General features: G+C 60.2%; 16 protein-coding genes. 10 read left to right on the top strand and 6 right to left on the bottom strand.

Features of this window, described 5'->3' with window-relative positions; genetic code table 11:
• Positions 1–80: 80 nt before the first annotated feature.
• Positions 81–527: a response regulator gene (locus PSH64_RS27670; protein WP_105340921.1), complete on the top strand. Its 447-nt coding sequence runs from the start codon at positions 81–83 to the stop codon at positions 525–527.
• Positions 528–788: 261 nt separating this feature from the next.
• Here PSH64_RS27670 and PSH64_RS27665 read toward each other — a convergent pair whose 3' ends face one another.
• Positions 789–2966, bottom strand: a complete 2178-nt coding sequence (locus PSH64_RS27665; protein WP_105340922.1) for a malate synthase G — start codon at positions 2964–2966, stop codon at positions 789–791.
• On the opposite strand from PSH64_RS27665, the gene PSH64_RS27660 reads away from it, so the two are divergent.
• Together PSH64_RS27660 and PSH64_RS27655 are read left to right on the top strand one after the other, a co-directional pair.
• Positions 2949–3221, top strand: a complete 273-nt coding sequence (locus tag PSH64_RS27660; RefSeq protein WP_146114669.1) for a hypothetical protein — start codon at positions 2949–2951, stop codon at positions 3219–3221. The two genes, PSH64_RS27665 and PSH64_RS27660, sit on opposite strands and share 18 nt — an antisense overlap.
• A 326-nt stretch (positions 3222–3547) precedes the next feature.
• Positions 3548–4066 carry a glycine cleavage system protein R gene (locus PSH64_RS27655; RefSeq protein WP_007936467.1) on the top strand — a complete coding sequence of 173 codons (519 nt, stop codon included), beginning with the start codon at positions 3548–3550 and terminating at the stop codon, positions 4064–4066.
• A 215-nt stretch (positions 4067–4281) separates the two neighbouring features.
• On the opposite strand, the gene rarD is transcribed toward PSH64_RS27655, so the two are convergent.
• From rarD to PSH64_RS27630, 5 genes are all read right to left on the bottom strand, one after another.
• Positions 4282–5169 (bottom strand): EamA family transporter RarD, encoded by an 888-nt coding sequence (rarD, locus tag PSH64_RS27650; RefSeq protein WP_105340923.1) that lies wholly within the window; start codon positions 5167–5169, stop codon positions 4282–4284.
• 175 nt (positions 5170–5344) lie between these two features.
• Entirely contained in the window at positions 5345–6319 is a 975-nt protein-coding gene (locus PSH64_RS27645) for a serine/threonine protein kinase (RefSeq protein WP_018928813.1), read from the bottom strand.
• 209 nt (positions 6320–6528) lie between these two features.
• Positions 6529–8430: a PhoX family phosphatase gene (locus PSH64_RS27640; protein WP_305479242.1), complete on the bottom strand. Its 1902-nt coding sequence runs from the start codon at positions 8428–8430 to the stop codon at positions 6529–6531.
• Between the two features lie 72 nt (positions 8431–8502).
• Positions 8503–9267, bottom strand: a complete 765-nt coding sequence (locus PSH64_RS27635; protein ID WP_305479241.1) for a TOBE domain-containing protein — start codon at positions 9265–9267, stop codon at positions 8503–8505.
• Positions 9268–9330: 63 nt separating this feature from the next.
• Positions 9331–10071 (bottom strand): ComF family protein, encoded by a 741-nt coding sequence (locus PSH64_RS27630; protein WP_305479240.1) that lies wholly within the window; start codon positions 10069–10071, stop codon positions 9331–9333.
• Positions 10072–10161: 90 nt separating this feature from the next.
• On the opposite strand from PSH64_RS27630, the gene bioB reads away from it, so the two are divergent.
• The 7 genes from bioB to PSH64_RS27595 all read left to right on the top strand — a co-directional run bounded on the left by bioB (position 10162) and on the right by PSH64_RS27595 (position 17310).
• Positions 10162–11217: a biotin synthase BioB gene (gene bioB, locus PSH64_RS27625; RefSeq protein ID WP_105340928.1), complete on the top strand. Its 1056-nt coding sequence runs from the start codon at positions 10162–10164 to the stop codon at positions 11215–11217.
• Positions 11218–11426: 209 nt separating this feature from the next.
• Positions 11427–12605 (top strand): 8-amino-7-oxononanoate synthase, encoded by a 1179-nt coding sequence (gene bioF, locus PSH64_RS27620; protein WP_305479239.1) that lies wholly within the window; start codon positions 11427–11429, stop codon positions 12603–12605.
• Positions 12598–13329, top strand: coding sequence for an alpha/beta fold hydrolase (locus PSH64_RS27615; RefSeq protein ID WP_305479238.1), 732 nt, complete (start codon positions 12598–12600; stop codon positions 13327–13329). The genes bioF and PSH64_RS27615 overlap by 8 nt, the downstream gene beginning before the upstream one ends.
• The gene (gene bioC / locus PSH64_RS27610) at positions 13322–14134 is read left to right on the top strand and encodes a malonyl-ACP O-methyltransferase BioC (protein ID WP_105340931.1); all 813 of its coding nucleotides are present in this window, start codon (positions 13322–13324) and stop codon (positions 14132–14134) included. Before PSH64_RS27615 ends, bioC begins: the two co-directional genes overlap by 8 nt.
• Positions 14131–14811 (top strand): dethiobiotin synthase, encoded by a 681-nt coding sequence (bioD, locus tag PSH64_RS27605; protein WP_105340932.1) that lies wholly within the window; start codon positions 14131–14133, stop codon positions 14809–14811. Before bioC ends, bioD begins: the two co-directional genes overlap by 4 nt.
• Positions 14812–14931: 120 nt before the next feature.
• Complete coding sequence (locus tag PSH64_RS27600) at positions 14932–15228, top strand: pyrroloquinoline quinone biosynthesis protein PqqE (RefSeq protein ID WP_105340933.1); 297 nt, start codon at positions 14932–14934, stop codon at positions 15226–15228.
• 276 nt (positions 15229–15504) lie between these two features.
• Positions 15505–17310: a phenylacyl-CoA dehydrogenase gene (locus PSH64_RS27595; RefSeq protein WP_305479237.1), complete on the top strand. Its 1806-nt coding sequence runs from the start codon at positions 15505–15507 to the stop codon at positions 17308–17310.
• The last annotated feature ends 61 nt before the right edge of the window (positions 17311–17371 follow it).

The raw sequence follows: 17371 nt of genomic DNA, 5'->3' as shown, positions 1-17371 counted from the left end.
CGACGAAGTGCACATTGAAGCTCTTCTGAGCGATGTCAGACCACTGTGTCAGGGATCGAATCGAAAATGTTGAGAACGCTATGTCCGACCACGATATTTTGAGTGATGCCGAGCGCGAAGCGCTCAGTGCCGTCATGTTGGAACCTGACTTGCCGCCGCAGCGGGTACTTATCGTCGATGACGATAAGGATGCCAGGGAGTTGCTGTCGGAAATTCTGGGTCTGGATGGCATTCACTGCATGACGGCGGCCAGCGGCGAAACGGCGCTCAAATTGCTTGAGACCAAACCATCGATCGGCCTGGTGATTACCGATCTGCGGATGGGGCACGTCGATGGCCTGGAACTGATCCGTCTGGTGCGGGAATCGCCACGCGCGGCGTTGCCGATCATCATCGTTTCCGGCGATGCCGACGTGAAGGATGCGATCGAAGCCATGCATTTGCACGTCGTGGACTTTTTGCTCAAGCCCATCAATAGCGAAAAATTGCTTGAGTTGGTCAAGCATGAGCTGGGGATGGATGTGTAGCGCGGACTTCCAGGTTGGCAGCTTTTGTGGCGAGGGGGCTTGCCCCCGTTCGGCTGCGCAGCAGTCGTAGATTCTGCCGATGCGGTGTACGAAAGAATGTATGGGGCTGCTTCGCAACCCAACGGGGGCAAGCCCCCTCACCACAGGAATTGCATGTCTAGTCCTGAAACAGGTGTGAACCTATTTCAGGAAGAGACAGCGTAAATGAAAAAGCCCTGATCTCTCGATCAGGGCTTTTTCACGTCCGGTGTCAGCGTTTACTCAAAGGCCGTTGGCAGCCTTGAACTCGCGACGACGACGATGCAGAACCGGCTCGGTGTAGCCGTTCGGCTGTTTAGTGCCTTCAACCACCAGTTCGACCGCCGCCTGGAAGGCGATGTTGCTGTCGAAGTTCGGTGCCAGCGGGCGGTACAGCGGATCGTTGGCGTTTTGGCGGTCAACCACTGGCGCCATGCGCTTGAGGCTTTCCATCACTTGATCTTCAGTGACGATGCCGTGGCGCAGCCAGTTGGCGATGTGCTGGCTGGAAATACGCAGCGTCGCACGGTCTTCCATCAGGCCGATGTCGTTGATGTCCGGCACTTTCGAGCAACCTACGCCCTGGTCGATCCAGCGCACCACGTAACCAAGGATGCCCTGGGCGTTGTTGTCCAGTTCGTTCTTGATCTGTTCCGCGGTCCAGCTCGGGTTGACGGCCAACGGGATAGTCAGGATGTCGTCCAGCGAAGCACGCGCACGTTTGGCCAGTTCGGCCTGACGGGCGAACACGTCGACCTTGTGGTAATGCAACGCGTGCAGCGCAGCAGCGGTCGGCGATGGAACCCAGGCGGTGTTGGCACCGGCCAATGGGTGAGCGATTTTTTGTTCGAGCATCGCCGCCATCAGATCGGGCATGGCCCACATGCCTTTACCGATCTGGGCGCGACCTTGCAGGCCGGTGCTCAAACCGATGTCGACGTTCCAGTTCTCGTAGGCACTGATCCACTTCTCGGCCTTCATGTCGGCCTTGCGCACCATCGGGCCGGCTTCCATGGAGGTGTGGATTTCATCGCCCGTGCGGTCGAGGAAACCGGTGTTGATGAACACTACGCGCTCGCTGGCAGCCTTGATGCAGGCCTTGAGGTTGACCGTGGTACGGCGCTCCTCGTCCATGATCCCGACTTTCAGCGTATTGCGCGGCAGGCCGAGGACGTCTTCGATGCGACCGAACAGCTCGTTGGTGAACGCGGCTTCCTCCGGGCCGTGCATCTTCGGCTTCACGATGTAGACCGAGCCGGTGCGGCTGTTCTTGCGCGAGCTGTTGCCATTGAGGCTGTGGATCGCCGCGAGGCAAGTCACCAGACCGTCGAGAATGCCTTCCGGCACTTCGTTGCCGTCTTTGTCGAGGATCGCGTCGATGGTCATCAGGTGACCGACGTTGCGCACGAACAACAGCGAGCGACCGTGCAGGCTCAGTTCGCTACCGTCGAGGGCGGTGTAGGTGCGGTCGGCGTTCATGGTGCGGGTAAAGGTCTGACCGCCCTTTGAGACTTCTTCCGACAGATCGCCCTTCATCAGGCCGAGCCAATTGCGGTAGATCACCACTTTGTCATCGGCATCGACCGCGGCAACCGAGTCTTCGCAGTCCATGATGGTGGTCAACGCGGCTTCCATCAGGATGTCTTTGACACCGGCGGCATCGGTTTGGCCGACCGGGGTGCTGGCATCGATCTGAATTTCGAAGTGCAGGCCGTTGTTCTTCAGCAGGATCGCGGTCGGAGCCGCCGCATCGCCGTGGAAACCGATCAGTTGAGCATCGTTGTGCAGGCCGGTGTTGCTGCCACCTTTGAGGGCGACCACCAGTTTGCCGTCTACGATTTTGTAGCCGGTGGAGTCGACGTGGGAGCCAGCGGCCAGTGGCGCGGCTTCGTCGAGGAAGGCGCGGGCGAAGGCGATGACCTTGTCGCCACGTACCTTGTTGTAGCCTTTGCCTTTTTCCGCGCCGTCCGCTTCGCTGATGGCGTCAGTGCCGTAGAGCGCGTCGTACAGCGAACCCCAGCGGGCGTTCGAGGCGTTGAGCGCGAAACGGGCGTTCATCACCGGCACCACCAACTGTGGACCGGCCATGCGGGCGATTTCGTCATCGACGTTTTGTGTCGTTGCCTGGAAATCGGCCGCTTCTGGCAGCAGATAACCGATGTCTTGCAGGAAGGCTTTGTAGGCCACCGCATCGTGCGCAACACCTGCACGAGCCTGGTGCCAGGCATCGATGCGTGCCTGGAAATCATCGCGTTTGGCGAGTAGGGCTTTGTTCTTCGGTGCCAGGTCATGGATGACCTTGTCGGCACCGGCCCAGAACGTGTCGGCGGTGAGGCCGGTACCGGGAATGGCTTCGTTGTTCACGAAGTCGAACAGGACTTTGGCGACCTGCAGGCCACCGACTTGAACGTGTTCAGTCATTGCTTGCCTCACTCTGCTCAGCTATTTCGCTTTTCAGCTCTTCAATTTAACAATGAAGCCTCTGGCCATTTAAACCACAAACCCTTCTACCAGTACATGCCATTGCTGGCGGCTGGGTTCGATCCGATCAACGGCATTGCGGCCTTGCTGACGGGGCTTTCCGGGTTGCGAGTGTGCCTGCGGCAGACATCGATCCAACGTTATGTAGTGCGCGCTGCGGCATACTACATGATGAATTGCGGTTGTGAAAATTAGACTAATTACGTCGTTCTGCGACCCCATGACGCATTGCAGTCACGTCGGGGCACGGGATGTTCTCAAAAAACTATTGGATTGTTCCAGTTAAATATAAAAACTTGTACACATGATCTTCGATGCCCTGCTATGGAGATGGGGCTTTTGTGGCGAGGGGGCTTGCCCCCGTTCGGCTGCGAAGCAGTCGTAGATCGCCTGATGCGAATACGCTGGAGAAACTCAAGGGGCCGCTTCGCGAACCAACGGGGGCAAGCCCCCTCGCCACAACCAGCCTCTTGCCTATACTTGCCTTTCCATAACAAAAGTCATGACAAGAGGGCTGCGCCATGGACCATCTCGTACTCACGGTATTCGCCCCGGACAAGCCCGGGCAGGTCGAGCGCATTGCCCAATGCATTGCCGAGCACGGCGGCAACTGGCTGGAGAGCCGCATGTCGCGCATGGCCGGGCAGTTTGCCGGGATTCTTCGGGTGGGTGTGCCAGCGGAGGCTTATGATGAACTGGTAGACGCCCTGCAGGGTTTGTCGACCCAGGGCATCCGCGTGATGATCGCCGAAAGCAGCATCGAACAATCCTGCACCTGGAAGCCGATTGCCATGGAACTGGTGGGCAATGATCGTCCGGGCATTGTGCGCGACATTACGCGTCTGCTGAGTGAGCAGGGGGTGAGTCTGGAGCGGCTGGTGACCGAAGTGCGTCCGGCGCCGATGAGCAGCGAGCCACTGTTCCATGCCGAGGCAATTCTTGCGGTGCCCCTGACGTTGTCTTTAGAGGTGCTGCAATCGCGCCTGGAAACCCTGGCGGACGATCTGATGGTCGAATTGGTGCTGCGCAGCGAACCTTGAGCAGGTTATCCAAGTTATACGTGCACCTGCCTGTGGATAACCTGTAGAGACACCCCGCCAGCCCACGCCGGCCGGGGCTCTTCAGGATCTGATCAAAAAACCAGCAGTTTCAGTGACTTGCGCACAAACGCCGGGGATCACGCTGTGGATAACCTTGGGAAGGATGGATGCAGGCCACGTGACACGTGGCCTGTAGAGAATTGTATGTTTTTTGATCAGCTGCGACGACGCAGACTTATCCACGCGTCGACGCTGTAAACCGCCAGACCTGCCCAGATAAAGATGAACGCCACCAGCGTGCTTGACGACAAGTGTTCACCAAACAGCAGAACGGCTTGCAACAACACCAGCGTCGGCGCCAGGTACTGGAGAAATCCGAGGGTTGTGTAGGGCAAGTGCCGGGCGGCAGCGTTGAAACACACCAGCGGCACCAGCGTCACCGGACCGGCGGCTACCAGCCACCAGGCTTCGGAGCTGGTCCAGAATGCGGCTTGCGCGCTGGTCGCCGTCGGGTTGAAAAGCAACCAGGCGAGCGCAATCGGCACCAGCATCCAGGTTTCCACCACCAGCCCCGGCAGCGCCTTGACCGGTGCCTGCTTGCGGATCAGGCCGTAGAAGCCGAAGGTCAATGCCAGCACCAGCGACACCCACGGCAGACTGCCGACCTGCCACACTTGCTGCGCGACACCGACCGCCGCCAGGCCCACCGCGATCCATTGCATGCGCCGCAGCCGTTCGCCGAGGATCAGCATCCCCAACAGCACGTTTACCAGCGGGTTGATGTAGTAACCGAGGCTTGCTTCGAGCATGCGCCCGTTGTTCACCGACCAGACGTAGGTCAGCCAGTTGGCCGCGATCAGCGTCCCACTCAGCGCCAGGACTGCCAGCCGTCGCGGGTTCTCACGCAGTTCGCGCCACCAGCCGGGATGCTTCCAGACGAGCAGCAACAACGTGCCAAACAGCGCGGACCACAGCACTCGGTGGATGATGATCTCCACGGCGGGCACGCTGGCGATGGCTTTGAAGTAGAGCGGGAACAATCCCCAGATGATGTAGGCACTCAGGCCTAGAATGTACCCGCGACGCGGGTTGGCGGCTTGCATGAGAATCCTTGCTTAGGCAGCTAACAAAGAGGGGATTGTAAGGAGATTTGTTGGGACATGTCGCGGACCTTGTGGGAGCGGGCTTGCTCGCGAAAGCGGTCATTCAGTCAGTATTTCTGTTGAATGTGAAACCGTATTCGCGAGCAAGCCCGCTCCCACATTGGATTTGTGTTTGTCAGAACAACTTCAATGGCTCTTCATTGAGCGCAGCCAATTGCTCACGCAACGCCAGTACCTGATCACCCCAATAGCGCTCGGTACCAAACCACGGAAAGCTGCGCGGGAAGGCCGGGTCGTCCCAGCGGCGGGCGAGCCAGGCGCTGTAGTGCATCAACCGCAAGGCGCGCAGCGGTTCGATCAGCGCCAGTTCCCGTGGGTCGAAGTCGTGGAATTCGCTGTAGCCGTCCATCAGTTCCGACAATTGCCCCAGACATTCCTGGCGGTCACCCGCCAGCATCATCCAGATATCCTGCACCGCCGGGCCCATACGGCAGTCGTCGAGGTCGACGATGTGGAACATTTCATCGCGGCACATCATGTTGCCGGGGTGGCAATCGCCATGTATGCGGATGTTCTGGTGCGGGGTGGCCTGATAGACCTCTTCCACGCGCTTGAGCAAGTCTCGGGCAACGGACTCGTAGGCCGGCAGCAGACTGCGCGGTACGAAATTGCCTTCGAGCAAGGTGGCCAGTGAGTCGTGGCCGAAGTTTTTCACCCCAAGCACTTCACGGTGTTCGAACGGTTTTGTAGCACCGACCGCATGCAGACGACCTAGCAGTTGGCCCAGGCGATACAGCTGATCGAGGTTGCCCGGCTCCGGTGCGCGACCACCCCGGCGCGGGAACAGGGTGAAACGGAATCCGGCATGTTCGTGCAGGCTTTCATCGTTGTGGATCAGCGGCGCGACCACCGGTATATCGCACTCGGCGAGTTCGAAGGTGAATTGGTGTTCTTCGAGAATCGCTTCGTTGGTCCAGCGCAGTGGACGGTAAAACTTGGCGATCAGCGGCTCGGAGTCTTCGATGCCGACCTGATAGACACGGTTCTCGTAGCTGTTGAGCGCCAGAATACGGGCGTCGCTGAGAAAGCCGATGCTTTCGACGGCATCGAGCACGAGGTCTGGGGTGAGGGTTTCAAACGGGTGGGCCATGCTGACTCCTGCGCGCGGCAGGCTGCCGCGTCCGGCCAAGCATGGTAGCGCAGACGGGGCCTCTTTAGGGGGTGGGCTTGAGATGAGTATTGTTTGGGATGACGCTTTCGCGAGCAAGCCCGCTCCCACAGGTAATCTGCTGTGTGTCACAGATAGTCTGCACACCAAAGATCCGATGTGGGAGCAGGCTTGCCCGCGAAGAGGCCCTGTCAGGCGCCGACGATCCCGCCGTCCTCGCGGGTAATTGCCATCACCGAAGACCGCGGCTTGCCGTTGGGCAGATGTTCCGGGAATGTCGACCCGCCGTTTTCCCCCGGATGCTGAATCCCGACAAACAAGGTCTTCTGATCCGGCGAGAAGCTGATCCCCGTCACTTCACAGCCCACCGGCCCCACCATGAAACGACGGATCTCGCCGGTCATCGGGTCGGCACACAGCATCTGGTTATTGCCCATGCCGGCGAAATCTCCTGCGTTGCTCGTATCGCCATCGGTCAGAATCCACAAGCGTCCAGCCCTGTCGAAGCCCAGGCCGTCCGGGCTGTTGAACATGTTCTGCGGAGTAATGTTCGACGAACCGCCCTTCGGCGTTCCCGCATGGACGCCCGGGTTGCCGGCGACCACAAACAGGTCCCAGGCAAAGCTATTCGAACCGTGATCGTCGCGGTCGGTGCGCCAGCGCAGGATCTGCCCGTAGACGTTCTTCTCGCGTGGGTTCGGGCCGCCCACCGGTTGGCCTTCTTCGCCGCGTTTGGCGTTGTTGGTCAGGGTGCAATAAACCTGACCGTCCTTGGGGCTGACGACGATCCATTCCGGGCGGTCCATGCGCGTGGCGCTCACCACGCTGGCGGCGAGGCGCGCATGAATCAGCACTTCGGCCTGATCGGCAAAACCGCTGCTGGCGTCGATGCCGTTCTTGCCGTGGGTCAGTTCGATCCACTGGCCCTGGCCTTTGGGGTGATCGGCATTGCCGTCGCCCGCATCGAAACGCGCCACGTACAAGGTGCCGTGATCCAGCAGGTCGCGGTTGGCCTTGGGGTTTTTGTGGTTGATCTTGTCGCGGCTGACGAATTTGTAGATGAACTCGCCACGTTCGTCGTCGCCCATGTACACCACGGCGCGACCGTCGTTGGTTTCGGCCAGGGCAGCGTTTTCATGTTTGAAGCGGCCCAGCGCGGTGCGTTTGACCGGCGTCGACTGCGGATCGAACGGGTCGATTTCCACCACCCAACCGTGGCGGTTGAGTTCGTTGGGGTTCTTCGCCAGGTCGAAGCGTGGATCGTGTTGATGCCAGTTGATGTCTTTGCTGGTTGCCACTGCGCCGTAGCGTTTCTGCGCGGCGTCGAATTTTTGCTCGGCATTGCTGCTGCCGAAGCAGTCGGTGAAGTTCTCTTCGCAGGTCAGATAAGTGCCCCACGGCGTTTTGCCGTTGGCGCAGTTCTGGAAAGTGCCGAGGACTTTCTTGCCGTGTTTGTCGGCACTGGTTTTCAGCAGGTCGTGACCCGCTGCGGGGCCGCTCAGTTTGATCGGCGCGTTACCGTGAATGCGCCGGTTGTAGCGCGAGCCCTGGACGAACTGCCACTGGCCGTTCTTGCGCTGCACCTCGATCACCGACACGCCTTCGCAGGCCAGGGCCTTGCGCACGTCTTCAGCCGATTGCGGCATGCCGCCGTGGGGATAGAGGTAGCGGTAATTGGTGTATTCGTTGTTGATCGCCATCAGCGCCCGGTCTTTGTCACCGGGGAATTCGAACAGGCTCATGCCGTCGTTGTTGTCGCCGAACTGGACTTCCTGAGCCTGGGCCGTGCCGTTACCGCTCGGGTCGAACGCCGGGCCATTCTTTTGCAGAGGCTGGCCCCAGCTGATCAGCACCGAGGACTTGTAGCCTGGCGGCAGGGTGATGGTGTCGGTGGTGGCGGCGGCGATGCTGTCGAAACCCAACAATTTGCTGGAGCCGGCGCTGACGCTGGCGGCCAGCACACTGCGACTCAGCAGGTTGCCACCGAGGAACATCGCCGCACCGCAGAGGGCGCCGGCGCTGATGAAGCCACGACGGCTGAGGCCGACCATTTTTTCGAGGTCGGTGGGTTGGTTGTCTTCTAATAGGCTCACATCAGGCTCCCTGCGGGTTTTTGCAGCCACCTTAATGGTGATCGATGAAGCTTTTGTTGCAGCGCCTGCAGGCTAGAGCGGTGTGCCCAGCAGGATGTTCGATGGCGCGAACTGCACCTGCACCGGTTTACCGGCGGCAAGCCCGAGGTTTTTCAGGTGCAGCGGCTCGGCCAGGGCGCAAAGTGTCTGGCCATTGGGCAGGCCGATGCGCACTTCACTGGGGCCATCGTCGGCGTCGAGGATTTCTTCGATCGTGCCCTTCAGGCAATTGTTGCCATGTGTTGCAGCTTGATCGATGCCAAGCAGTTCCAGCCAACCGGCCTTGATCAGTGCGACCACTTCGGTACCCGTTTCCAGCTCCAGGCGCAGGGTGCTGTCGTGAGTGATCTGCGCGTCAATGAGCAAGCCTTCGGCCAGTTCAAGGCGGATCCGGTCGTTGCGCCCCTGTGCCTCGATCGCCACGACCTTGCCGTGCAATTGATTGCGCGCGCTGGTTCTGAGCATCAGTCGCCCGAGCAGGTCCAGGTCGCTGGCCTCTTCAGCGGCTTCCAGTACCTGGGCCTGCAACGCTTGCAGCTTTTGATACAGGCGCAACACGCGCTCGCCTTCACTGGACAGTTTGGCGCCGCCACCGCCCTTGCCGCCGACGCTACGCTCCACCAGCGGTTTTTGCGCGAGGTTGTTCAACTCGTCGATGGCGTCCCACGCCGCCTTGTAGCTCAGCCCCGCGCTTTTTGCGGCGCGGGTGATCGAGCCCTGTTCGGCGATGTGTTGCAGCAACGCGATTCGCTGCGGACGACGGACAATGTGCTGGGACAACAACGTAGGCAAGGACATGGCAAGGCGCTTTGGGCTGTGACGATGGATGGGACGTTGGCGACTTGGCGTGCGGGAGTCAAGTCAGGCTCCATCGCCGGGTTTGGGTGTGCGGGCCAGGCAGTAGACGTCGACCCGCGCCGCACCCGCCGCCATCAACAGCCGGGCCAGGGCCTGTGCGGTGGCGCCGGTGGTCAGCACATCGTCCACCAGTGCGAAGTGGCGGCCATTGACCGAAGCCTCGGGGGCCAGGGCGAAGGCGTGGCGCAGGTTCTTTTTACGTGCGTCGGCATTAAGGTCTTGTTGCGCACTGGTGTCCTGAATCCTCACCAACAGCGTTTCATCGCAAGGAATGTCGAGGCCGGCGCTGAGCCAGCGGGCGAGCATCGCCGCCTGGTTGAAACCCCGCTGGCGCAGCCGCTTGGGGGCCAGCGGTACCGGTATCAGCGCGTCGGGCCGATCCAGATCTTCATCGAAGCGATGCTGCAGGAACTGAGCAAGAAGTTCGGCGAGCAGGCGGCCAAACGGCCATTTTGCGCTGTGCTTGAAGCGGGTGATCAAACTGTCGACGGGAAAGCTGTAAGTCCAGGGCGCGGCGACTCGCTCGAAGGCTGGCGGTTGTTTCAGGCATTGGCCGCACGTCAGACCGGTGGTGGGCAAGGGCAGGGCGCAGGTATGGCATTGGTCGCCCAGCCAGGGCAGCTCGGTTTCGCAGGCCATGCAGATCGGTATGGTGTCGTCCGCGACCTCTGAGCAGAGCAAACAGAATTGTTTGTTTTTTAACCAGATGTAAACCGGTCTTTCGTATCGTGGTTGACAGTGCATGAGTCTTCCTTAAATATGCCGAACATCCGTGTCGCGTCTGTGGGTATTCCATTCCCCAGGCGCTTGCCAAGCATAACCAAGGAATCGCCCATGAGCGCCAGCACCACCGCCACCCTGCGTCACGACTGGTCTTTGGCTGAAGTCAAAGCACTCTTCGTTCAGCCATTCAACGACCTGTTGTTCCAGGCGCAGACGGTGCACCGCGCGCATTTCGACGCCAACCGCGTCCAGGTTTCCACCCTGTTGTCGATCAAGACCGGCGCGTGCCCTGAAGATTGCAAATATTGTCCGCAGTCGGGCCACTACAACACTGGCCTGGAAAAAGAAAAACTGATGGAAGTGCAGAAGGTCCTCGAAGAGGCTGCTCGCGCCAAGGCCATCGGTTCGACCCGTTTCTGCATGGGTGCGGCGTGGAAACACCCGTCGGCCAAAGACATGCCTTACGTGCTGGAGATGGTCAAAGGCGTGAAAGCCATGGGCCTGGAAACCTGCATGACCCTTGGTCGTCTCGATCAGGACCAGACCGTCGCCCTGGCCGAAGCAGGCCTGGACTACTACAACCACAACCTCGACACCTCGCCGGAGTTCTACGGCAGCATCATCACCACTCGTACCTACAGCGAGCGCCTGCAAACCCTGGCCTACGTGCGTGATTCGGGGATGAAGATCTGCTCCGGCGGCATTCTCGGCATGGGCGAATCCCTCGATGACCGCGCCAACCTGCTGATCCAGCTGGCCAACCTGCCGGAGCATCCGGAGTCGGTGCCGATCAACATGCTGGTGAAAGTCGCCGGCACGCCGCTGGAAAATGCCGACGACGTCGATCCGTTCGACTTCATCCGCATGCTCGCGGTCGCCCGCATCCTGATGCCCAAATCCCACGTGCGCCTGTCCGCCGGCCGCGAAGCGATGAACGAGCAGATGCAGGCCCTGGCATTCCTGGCCGGTGCCAACTCGATTTTCTACGGCGAAAAACTGCTCACCACCGCCAACCCGCAGGCCGACAAGGACATGCAACTGTTCGGGCGCTTGGGGATTCTGCCGGAAGCCCGTGAAGAGCACGCCGACGAAGTGCATCAGGCCGCCATCGAACAGGCGCTGGTGGAGCAGAAGAGCAGCGAGCAGTTCTATAACGCTGCTGTCTGATCCAGCACAAATCGAATGTGGGAGCGGGCTTGCTCGCGAAGGCGTCAGTACAGCCGACATCAAGGTTGAATGTCACACTGCTTTCGCGAGCAAGCCCGCTCCCACATTAACCGCGCTCAACCTGTGGGAGCGTGGCTTGCCCGCGATGGCCGTGACTCGGTCTCCAGACAAGTCAGGATAGCTCCCCATATCTGACCTTCGAGGCCTGCATGTCTTTCGATCTCGCCGCACGCCTTGCTGCCCGTCGTGCTGAAAACCTTTATCGCCAGCGCCCGCTGCTCGAAAGCCCTCAAGGCCCGGAAGTGGTGGTCGACGGTCAGCCGTTGCTGGCGTTCTGTAACAACGATTACCTGGGCCTGGCCAGTCATCCGCAAGTGATCGAAGCCTGGCGCGCCGGCGCGTCGCGTTGGGGTGTGGGCGGTGGTGCGTCGCATCTGGTGATCGGTCACAGCGGCCCGCATCACGCGCTGGAAGAGGCCCTTGCCGAATTCACCGGCCGCCCGCGCGCATTGCTGTTTACCACCGGCTACATGGCCAACCTCGGCGCGGTCACCGCATTGGTCGGGCAGGGCGATACGGTGCTGGAAGACCGGCTCAATCACGCGTCGCTGCTGGATGCCGGGTTGCTGTCCGGTGCGCGTTTCAATCGCTATCTGCATAACGATGCGGTCAGTCTGGCCAAGCGCCTTGAGAAGGCTACCGGTAATACGCTGGTGGTCACCGATGGCGTGTTCAGCATGGACGGTGACATCGCCGACTTGCCGGCGCTGGCGCGGGAAGCCAGGGCCAAAGGTGCGTGGCTGATGGTCGATGACGCGCACGGTTTTGGTCCGCTGGGCGCCAATGGTGGCGGAATCGTCGAGCATTTCGGTCTGAGCCAGGAAGACGTGCCGGTGTTGGTCGGCACCCTCGGCAAGGCGTTCGGTACGGCCGGGGCTTTTGTGGCTGGCAGTGAAGAGCTGATCGAAAGCCTGATCCAGTTCGCTCGCCCTTACATCTACACCACCAGCCAACCGCCGGCGCTGGCCTGCGCGACGCTGAAAAGCCTTGAGCTGTTGCGCAGCGAACACTGGCGACGCGAGCATCTGCGGACGCTGATTCGCCAGTTCCGCCACGGTGCCGAGCAGATTGGCCTGGAATTGATGGACAGCTCCACGCCGATCCAGCCGATCATGATCGGCGATGCCGGGCGCGCGGTCCGGCTGTCGCAAATGCTGCGTGAGCGCGGTCTGATGGTGACGGCAATCCGTCCACCGACCGTGCCCGCCGGCAGCGCCCGCTTGCGCGTAACCCTGACCGCCGCTCACAGCGAGGCGCAGGTACAGCTATTGTTAAATGGACTGGCCGATTGTTTTCAACAACTGGGACCGGAGCCAAGCCATGCGTGATCGTCTGATTCTGCTGCCGGGCTGGGGTCTCGGGATTTCTCCGCTGGAACCCTTGGCGGCTGCCTTGCAAGGCCTGGATGAGCATCTGCGCGTCGAAATCGAACCACTGCCGGAACTGGAATCGAGCGACCTTGAAGAATGGCTCGATGAACTGGATTCGACGCTGCCCCAGGATGCCTGGCTCGGTGGCTGGTCATTGGGCGGCATGTTGGCGTCCGAATTGGCGGCGAGGCGTGGTGACCGTTGCTGCGGTTTGGTGACCCTGGCGAGTAATCCTTCTTTTGTCGCCCATGAGCAGTGGTCGAGCGGGATGCCCGGCGAGACCTTCGACGCGTTTCTGGCCGGTTGCAAAGCCGACCCAGGCATGACGTTGAAACGTTTCTCGCTGCTGTGCACCCAAGGTGCCGCAGACCCGCGCGGGCTATCGCGGCTGTTGCTCGCTGGCGCACCCCTTTCGTCTCCATCGGTGCTGATGAGCGGCCTGGAGTTGCTCGCACAGCTGGATACCCGGCAAGCATTGCAGGCATTTCGTGGTCCGCAGTTGCACTTGTTTGGCGGCCTCGACGGGCTGGTCCCGGCCGAAGCAGCGGGGGATTTGCTGACACTGCTGCCGGATGTCGAAATCGGTCTGATTGAACAGGCCAGCCACGCGTTTCTTCTGGAGGACCCCCACGGTGTGGCGGGGGCGATTCAGGCCTTTTTGCATGAGTTCGGTGATGACTGATTTGTCCCTTCCCAACCTGCCCGGCGGCTTGCCCGATAAACGCCAGGTAGCGGCGTCCTTTTCCCGAGCGGCGGCGAGCTACGACAGCGTGGCCGAATTGCAGCGCGACGTTGGCAATGAATTGTTGCGTCGCTTGCCGGAGGATTTTGTCCCGGGTCGATGGCTGGACATGGGTTGCGGCACCGGGTATTTCAGCCGTGCGCTCGGTGAGCGTTTTCCTGCCAGCAACGGGCTGGCCCTTGATATCGCAGAGGGGATGCTCAATCACGCCCGTCCCTTGGGCGGCGCCAACCATTTCATCGCCGGTGATGCCGAACGCTTGCCGTTGCAGGATTCGACCTGCGACCTGGTCTTCTCCAGCCTGGCGGTGCAATGGTGCGCGGATTTCGCCTCGGTGCTCAACGAAGCGTATCGGGTGCTGAAACCGGGCGGTATTTTCGCGTTTGCTAGTCTGTGTGTAGGCACTCTGTACGAATTGCGCGACAGCTGGCGTCAGGTGGACGGCATGGTGCACGTCAACCGCTTCCGCGAGTTCGGTGTTTACCAACAGCTTTGTGCAGGCAGCGGCTTGAAGGTCATCAGCCTCGAAACGCGTCCACATGTGTTGCATTACCCCGATGTCCGCAGCTTGACTCATGAGCTCAAGGCACTCGGGGCGCATAACCTGAACCCCGGTCGGCCGGGTGGTTTGACCGGCAGGGCGCGAATCCTCGGCTTGATCGAGGCTTACGAGCGGTTTCGTCAGGCACAGGGACTGCCGGCGACTTACCAAGTGGTTTACGCCGTGCTGGAGAAACCCTTATGAGCGCAGCCTATTTCATCACCGGTACTGACACCGATGTCGGCAAGACCACCGTTGCCGCCGGTTTGCTGCATGCCGCGCGATTGGCGGGCTTGAGCACCGCGGCGGGTAAGCCGGTAGCCTCCGGGTGTGAACTCACGCCCAAGGGATTACGCAACGCCGATGCGCTGGCACTGTGGACCGAATGTTCATTGCCGTTGACTTACGAACAGGTCAATCCGGTTGCGTTCGAGCCGGCGATTGCACCGCATCTGGCCGCACGGGAGGCCGGCGTGGCGTTGACCGTGCAATCACTGCTGGCGCCGATGCGGCAGATTCTCGATATGCGGGCGGACTTCACCTTGATCGAAGGCGCTGGCGGCTGGCGAGTGCCGTTGGCGGATCAGGACAATCTATCGGACCTGGCCATGGCGCTGGGTCTACCGGTAATCCTTGTGGTTGGCGTGCGCCTGGGTTGCATCAACCATGCGCTGCTGACGGCTGAGGCGATTGCCCGGGATGGTTTGCAGCTGGCGGGGTGGGTGGCCAACATCATCGACCCGAAGACCTCGCGCCTGGAAGAGAACCTTGCGACGCTGGCCGAGCGCATTCCCGCGCCATGCCTGGGACGGGTGCCGAAACTCAAGTCGGTGACAGCGGAAGCGGTGGCCGAACATCTACAACTGGATCTGCTGGACTGAGGTTTATATTCTGGGTTTTACCTATGATAAGGCACTGTGCCATTAGTGTTTTTGTCGGGCCTTTTTACGGCGTGTCTGGTTCAATGGCTGCTGTTGATCCTTCGTAGGACGAGTTCTCCCATGGAAATCTCAGGAAACACCGCTTTCTATGCCGGTCTGAGCACTATTCAGACAGGGCAGAACCGTGTCGATCAGGCTTCGGGGCAGATCGCCAACAACACTATCGAGCGTTCGGTCACCAGTCAGTCCTCCGAGGTTCAGGTCGATCGTCTGCGTTCGGTAGACCGCAGTCAGCAATCGGATCTGGCCAGCAACATGGTCGAAATGTCTCAGGGCAAATTCCAGGTGGAACTCGGTGTCAAAGTCGCCAAAGCCTCCGATGAAATGCTCGGTACGCTGATCGATACCTACGCTTGATTCTTAGCTGAATTGCTACTCCGACGCCGCGCCTGTTCGCGGCGTTTTTCTGCGTAAGCCCTTCTGCCTCAACTAATCTCTCCTACATGGCGTGTTGTTCAATCAACGGCGTTACGCAATCGCGTGGCCGACATTCCCATGATTCGATGACGAACGGCAAAAGATCGGCGCTTGACAAGATTTGGGCGTAAACGTATGTTTCAAACAACTGTTTGACCTTCACAACAAATCGACACGGTCGTTCATTCCCGGTTACATCAGCAGAGGTTTATCGCTATGCCTGACTACAAGGCCCCCTTGCGTGATATTCGCTTCGTTCGTGACGAACTGCTCGGCTACGAAGCGCACTATCAGAGCCTTCCGGCTTGTGCAGACGCAACTCCGGACATGGTTGACGCCATTCTCGAAGAAGGCGCCAAGTTTTGTGAGCAGGTGCTGGCTCCGCTGAACCGCGTGGGTGACATCGAAGGCTGCACCTGGAGCGAGTCCGGCGTTAAAACTCCGACTGGCTTCAAAGAAGCCTACAAGCAATTCGTCGAAGGCGGCTGGCCAAGCCTGGCCCACGACGTAGAGCACGGCGGTCAGGGCCTGCCGGAGTCTCTGGGCCTGGCTGTCAGCGAAATGGTGGGTGAAGCCAACTGGTCGTGGGGCATGTACCCAGGCCTGTCCCATGGCGCGATGAACACCATTTCCGAGCACGGCACGCCTGAGCAGCAAGAGGCTTACCTGACCAAGCTGGTTTCCGGCGAATGGACCGGCACCATGTGCCTGACCGAACCGCACTGCGGCACCGACCTGGGCATGCTGCGCACCAAGGCCGAGCCTCAGGCCGACGGCTCCTACAAAGTGTCCGGCACCAAGATCTTCATCTCGGCCGGTGAACACGACATGGCCGACAACATCGTCCACATCGTTCTGGCACGTCTGCCGGATGCACCGGCCGGCACCAAAGGCATCTCGCTGTTCATCGTGCCGAAATTCCTGCCGAACGCAGATGGCTCGATCGGCGCGCGCAACGCTGTGAGCTGCGGTTCCCTGGAACACAAGATGGGCATCCACGGTAACGCCACCTGCGTGATGAACTTCGACGCGGCCACCGGTTACCTGATCGGCCCGGCGAACAAAGGCCTGAACTGCATGTTCACCTTTATGAACACCGCACGTCTGGGTACCGCGCTGCAAGGTCTGGCACACGCCGAGATCGGCTTCCAGGGCGGCCTGAAATACGCTCGCGATCGTCTGCAAATGCGCTCCCTGACTGGCCCGAAAGCGCCGGACAAAGCCGCTGACCCGATCATCGTTCACCCTGATGTACGTCGCATGCTGTTGACCATGAAGGCGTTCGCCGAAGGCAACCGTGCGATGGTTTACTTCACCGCCAAGCAAGTCGACATCGTCAAATACGGCGTCGATGAAGAAGAGAAGAAGAAAGCCGACGCATTGCTGGCCTTCATGACGCCGATCGCCAAAGCCTTCATGACTGAAGTCGGTTTCGAATCCGCCAACCACGGCGTGCAGATCTACGGTGGCCACGGCTTCATCGCCGAGTGGGGCATGGAGCAGAACGTTCGCGACAGCCGTATTTCGATGCTGTACGAAGGCACCACCGGCATCCAGGCACTCGACCTGCTGGGCCGTAAAGTGCTGATGACTCAAGGCGAGGCGCTTAAAGGCTTCACCAAGATCGTCCACAAGTTCTGCCAGAGCAATGAAGGCAACGAAGCGGTCAAAGAGTTCGTCGAGCCATTGGCTGCGCTGAATAAAGAATGGGGCGAGCTGACCATGAAGGTCGGTATGGCGGCCATGAAAGATCGCGAAGAAGTCGGCGCAGCATCCGTGGACTACCTGATGTACTCCGGTTACGCCTGCCTGGCCTACTTCTGGGCTGACATGGCGCGTCTGGCGGCCGAGAAACTGGCTGCCGGTACCACCGAAGAGGCGTTCTACACCGCCAAGCTGCAGACTGCGCGCTTCTACTTCCAGCGCATCCTGCCGCGTACCCGCACTCACGTTGCAACCATGCTGTCGGGCGCCAACAACCTGATGGACATGAAAGAAGAAGACTTCGCACTGGGTTACTAAGCCCTACGCAGTCTCTTCACAAAGCCGCTGCTTCTTCGGAAACAGCGGCTTTTTTATGCCT

The sequence above is a fragment of the Pseudomonas sp. FP1742 genome (assembly GCF_030687145.1).
Taxonomy (GTDB): domain Bacteria; phylum Pseudomonadota; class Gammaproteobacteria; order Pseudomonadales; family Pseudomonadaceae; genus Aquipseudomonas; species Aquipseudomonas frederiksbergensis_D.
The sequence above is the reverse complement of the archived record's forward strand: the minus strand, read 5'-3'. Positions and strand labels throughout refer to the sequence as shown.

Excerpts from the sequence above, each read along its gene's own strand:
- rarD (WP_105340923.1), bottom strand. The coding sequence starts at position 5,169 with ATGCAAGCCGCCAACCCGCGTCGCGGGTACATTCTAGGCCTGAGTGCC.
- PSH64_RS27670 (WP_105340921.1), top strand. The coding sequence starts at position 81 with ATGTCCGACCACGATATTTTGAGTGATGCCGAGCGCGAAGCGCTCAGT.
- PSH64_RS27600 (WP_105340933.1), top strand. The coding sequence starts at position 14,932 with ATGGAAATCTCAGGAAACACCGCTTTCTATGCCGGTCTGAGCACTATT.
- bioF (WP_305479239.1), top strand. The coding sequence starts at position 11,427 with ATGTCTTTCGATCTCGCCGCACGCCTTGCTGCCCGTCGTGCTGAAAAC.
- PSH64_RS27655 (WP_007936467.1), top strand. The coding sequence starts at position 3,548 with ATGGACCATCTCGTACTCACGGTATTCGCCCCGGACAAGCCCGGGCAG.
- PSH64_RS27630 (WP_305479240.1), bottom strand. The coding sequence starts at position 10,071 with ATGCACTGTCAACCACGATACGAAAGACCGGTTTACATCTGGTTAAAA.
- PSH64_RS27665 (WP_105340922.1), bottom strand. The coding sequence starts at position 2,966 with ATGACTGAACACGTTCAAGTCGGTGGCCTGCAGGTCGCCAAAGTCCTG.
- PSH64_RS27635 (WP_305479241.1), bottom strand. The coding sequence starts at position 9,267 with ATGTCCTTGCCTACGTTGTTGTCCCAGCACATTGTCCGTCGTCCGCAG.
- PSH64_RS27615 (WP_305479238.1), top strand. The coding sequence starts at position 12,598 with ATGCGTGATCGTCTGATTCTGCTGCCGGGCTGGGGTCTCGGGATTTCT.
- bioB (WP_105340928.1), top strand. The coding sequence starts at position 10,162 with ATGAGCGCCAGCACCACCGCCACCCTGCGTCACGACTGGTCTTTGGCT.
- bioC (WP_105340931.1), top strand. The coding sequence starts at position 13,322 with ATGACTGATTTGTCCCTTCCCAACCTGCCCGGCGGCTTGCCCGATAAA.
- PSH64_RS27595 (WP_305479237.1), top strand. The coding sequence starts at position 15,505 with ATGCCTGACTACAAGGCCCCCTTGCGTGATATTCGCTTCGTTCGTGAC.
- PSH64_RS27645 (WP_018928813.1), bottom strand. The coding sequence starts at position 6,319 with ATGGCCCACCCGTTTGAAACCCTCACCCCAGACCTCGTGCTCGATGCC.
- bioD (WP_105340932.1), top strand. The coding sequence starts at position 14,131 with ATGAGCGCAGCCTATTTCATCACCGGTACTGACACCGATGTCGGCAAG.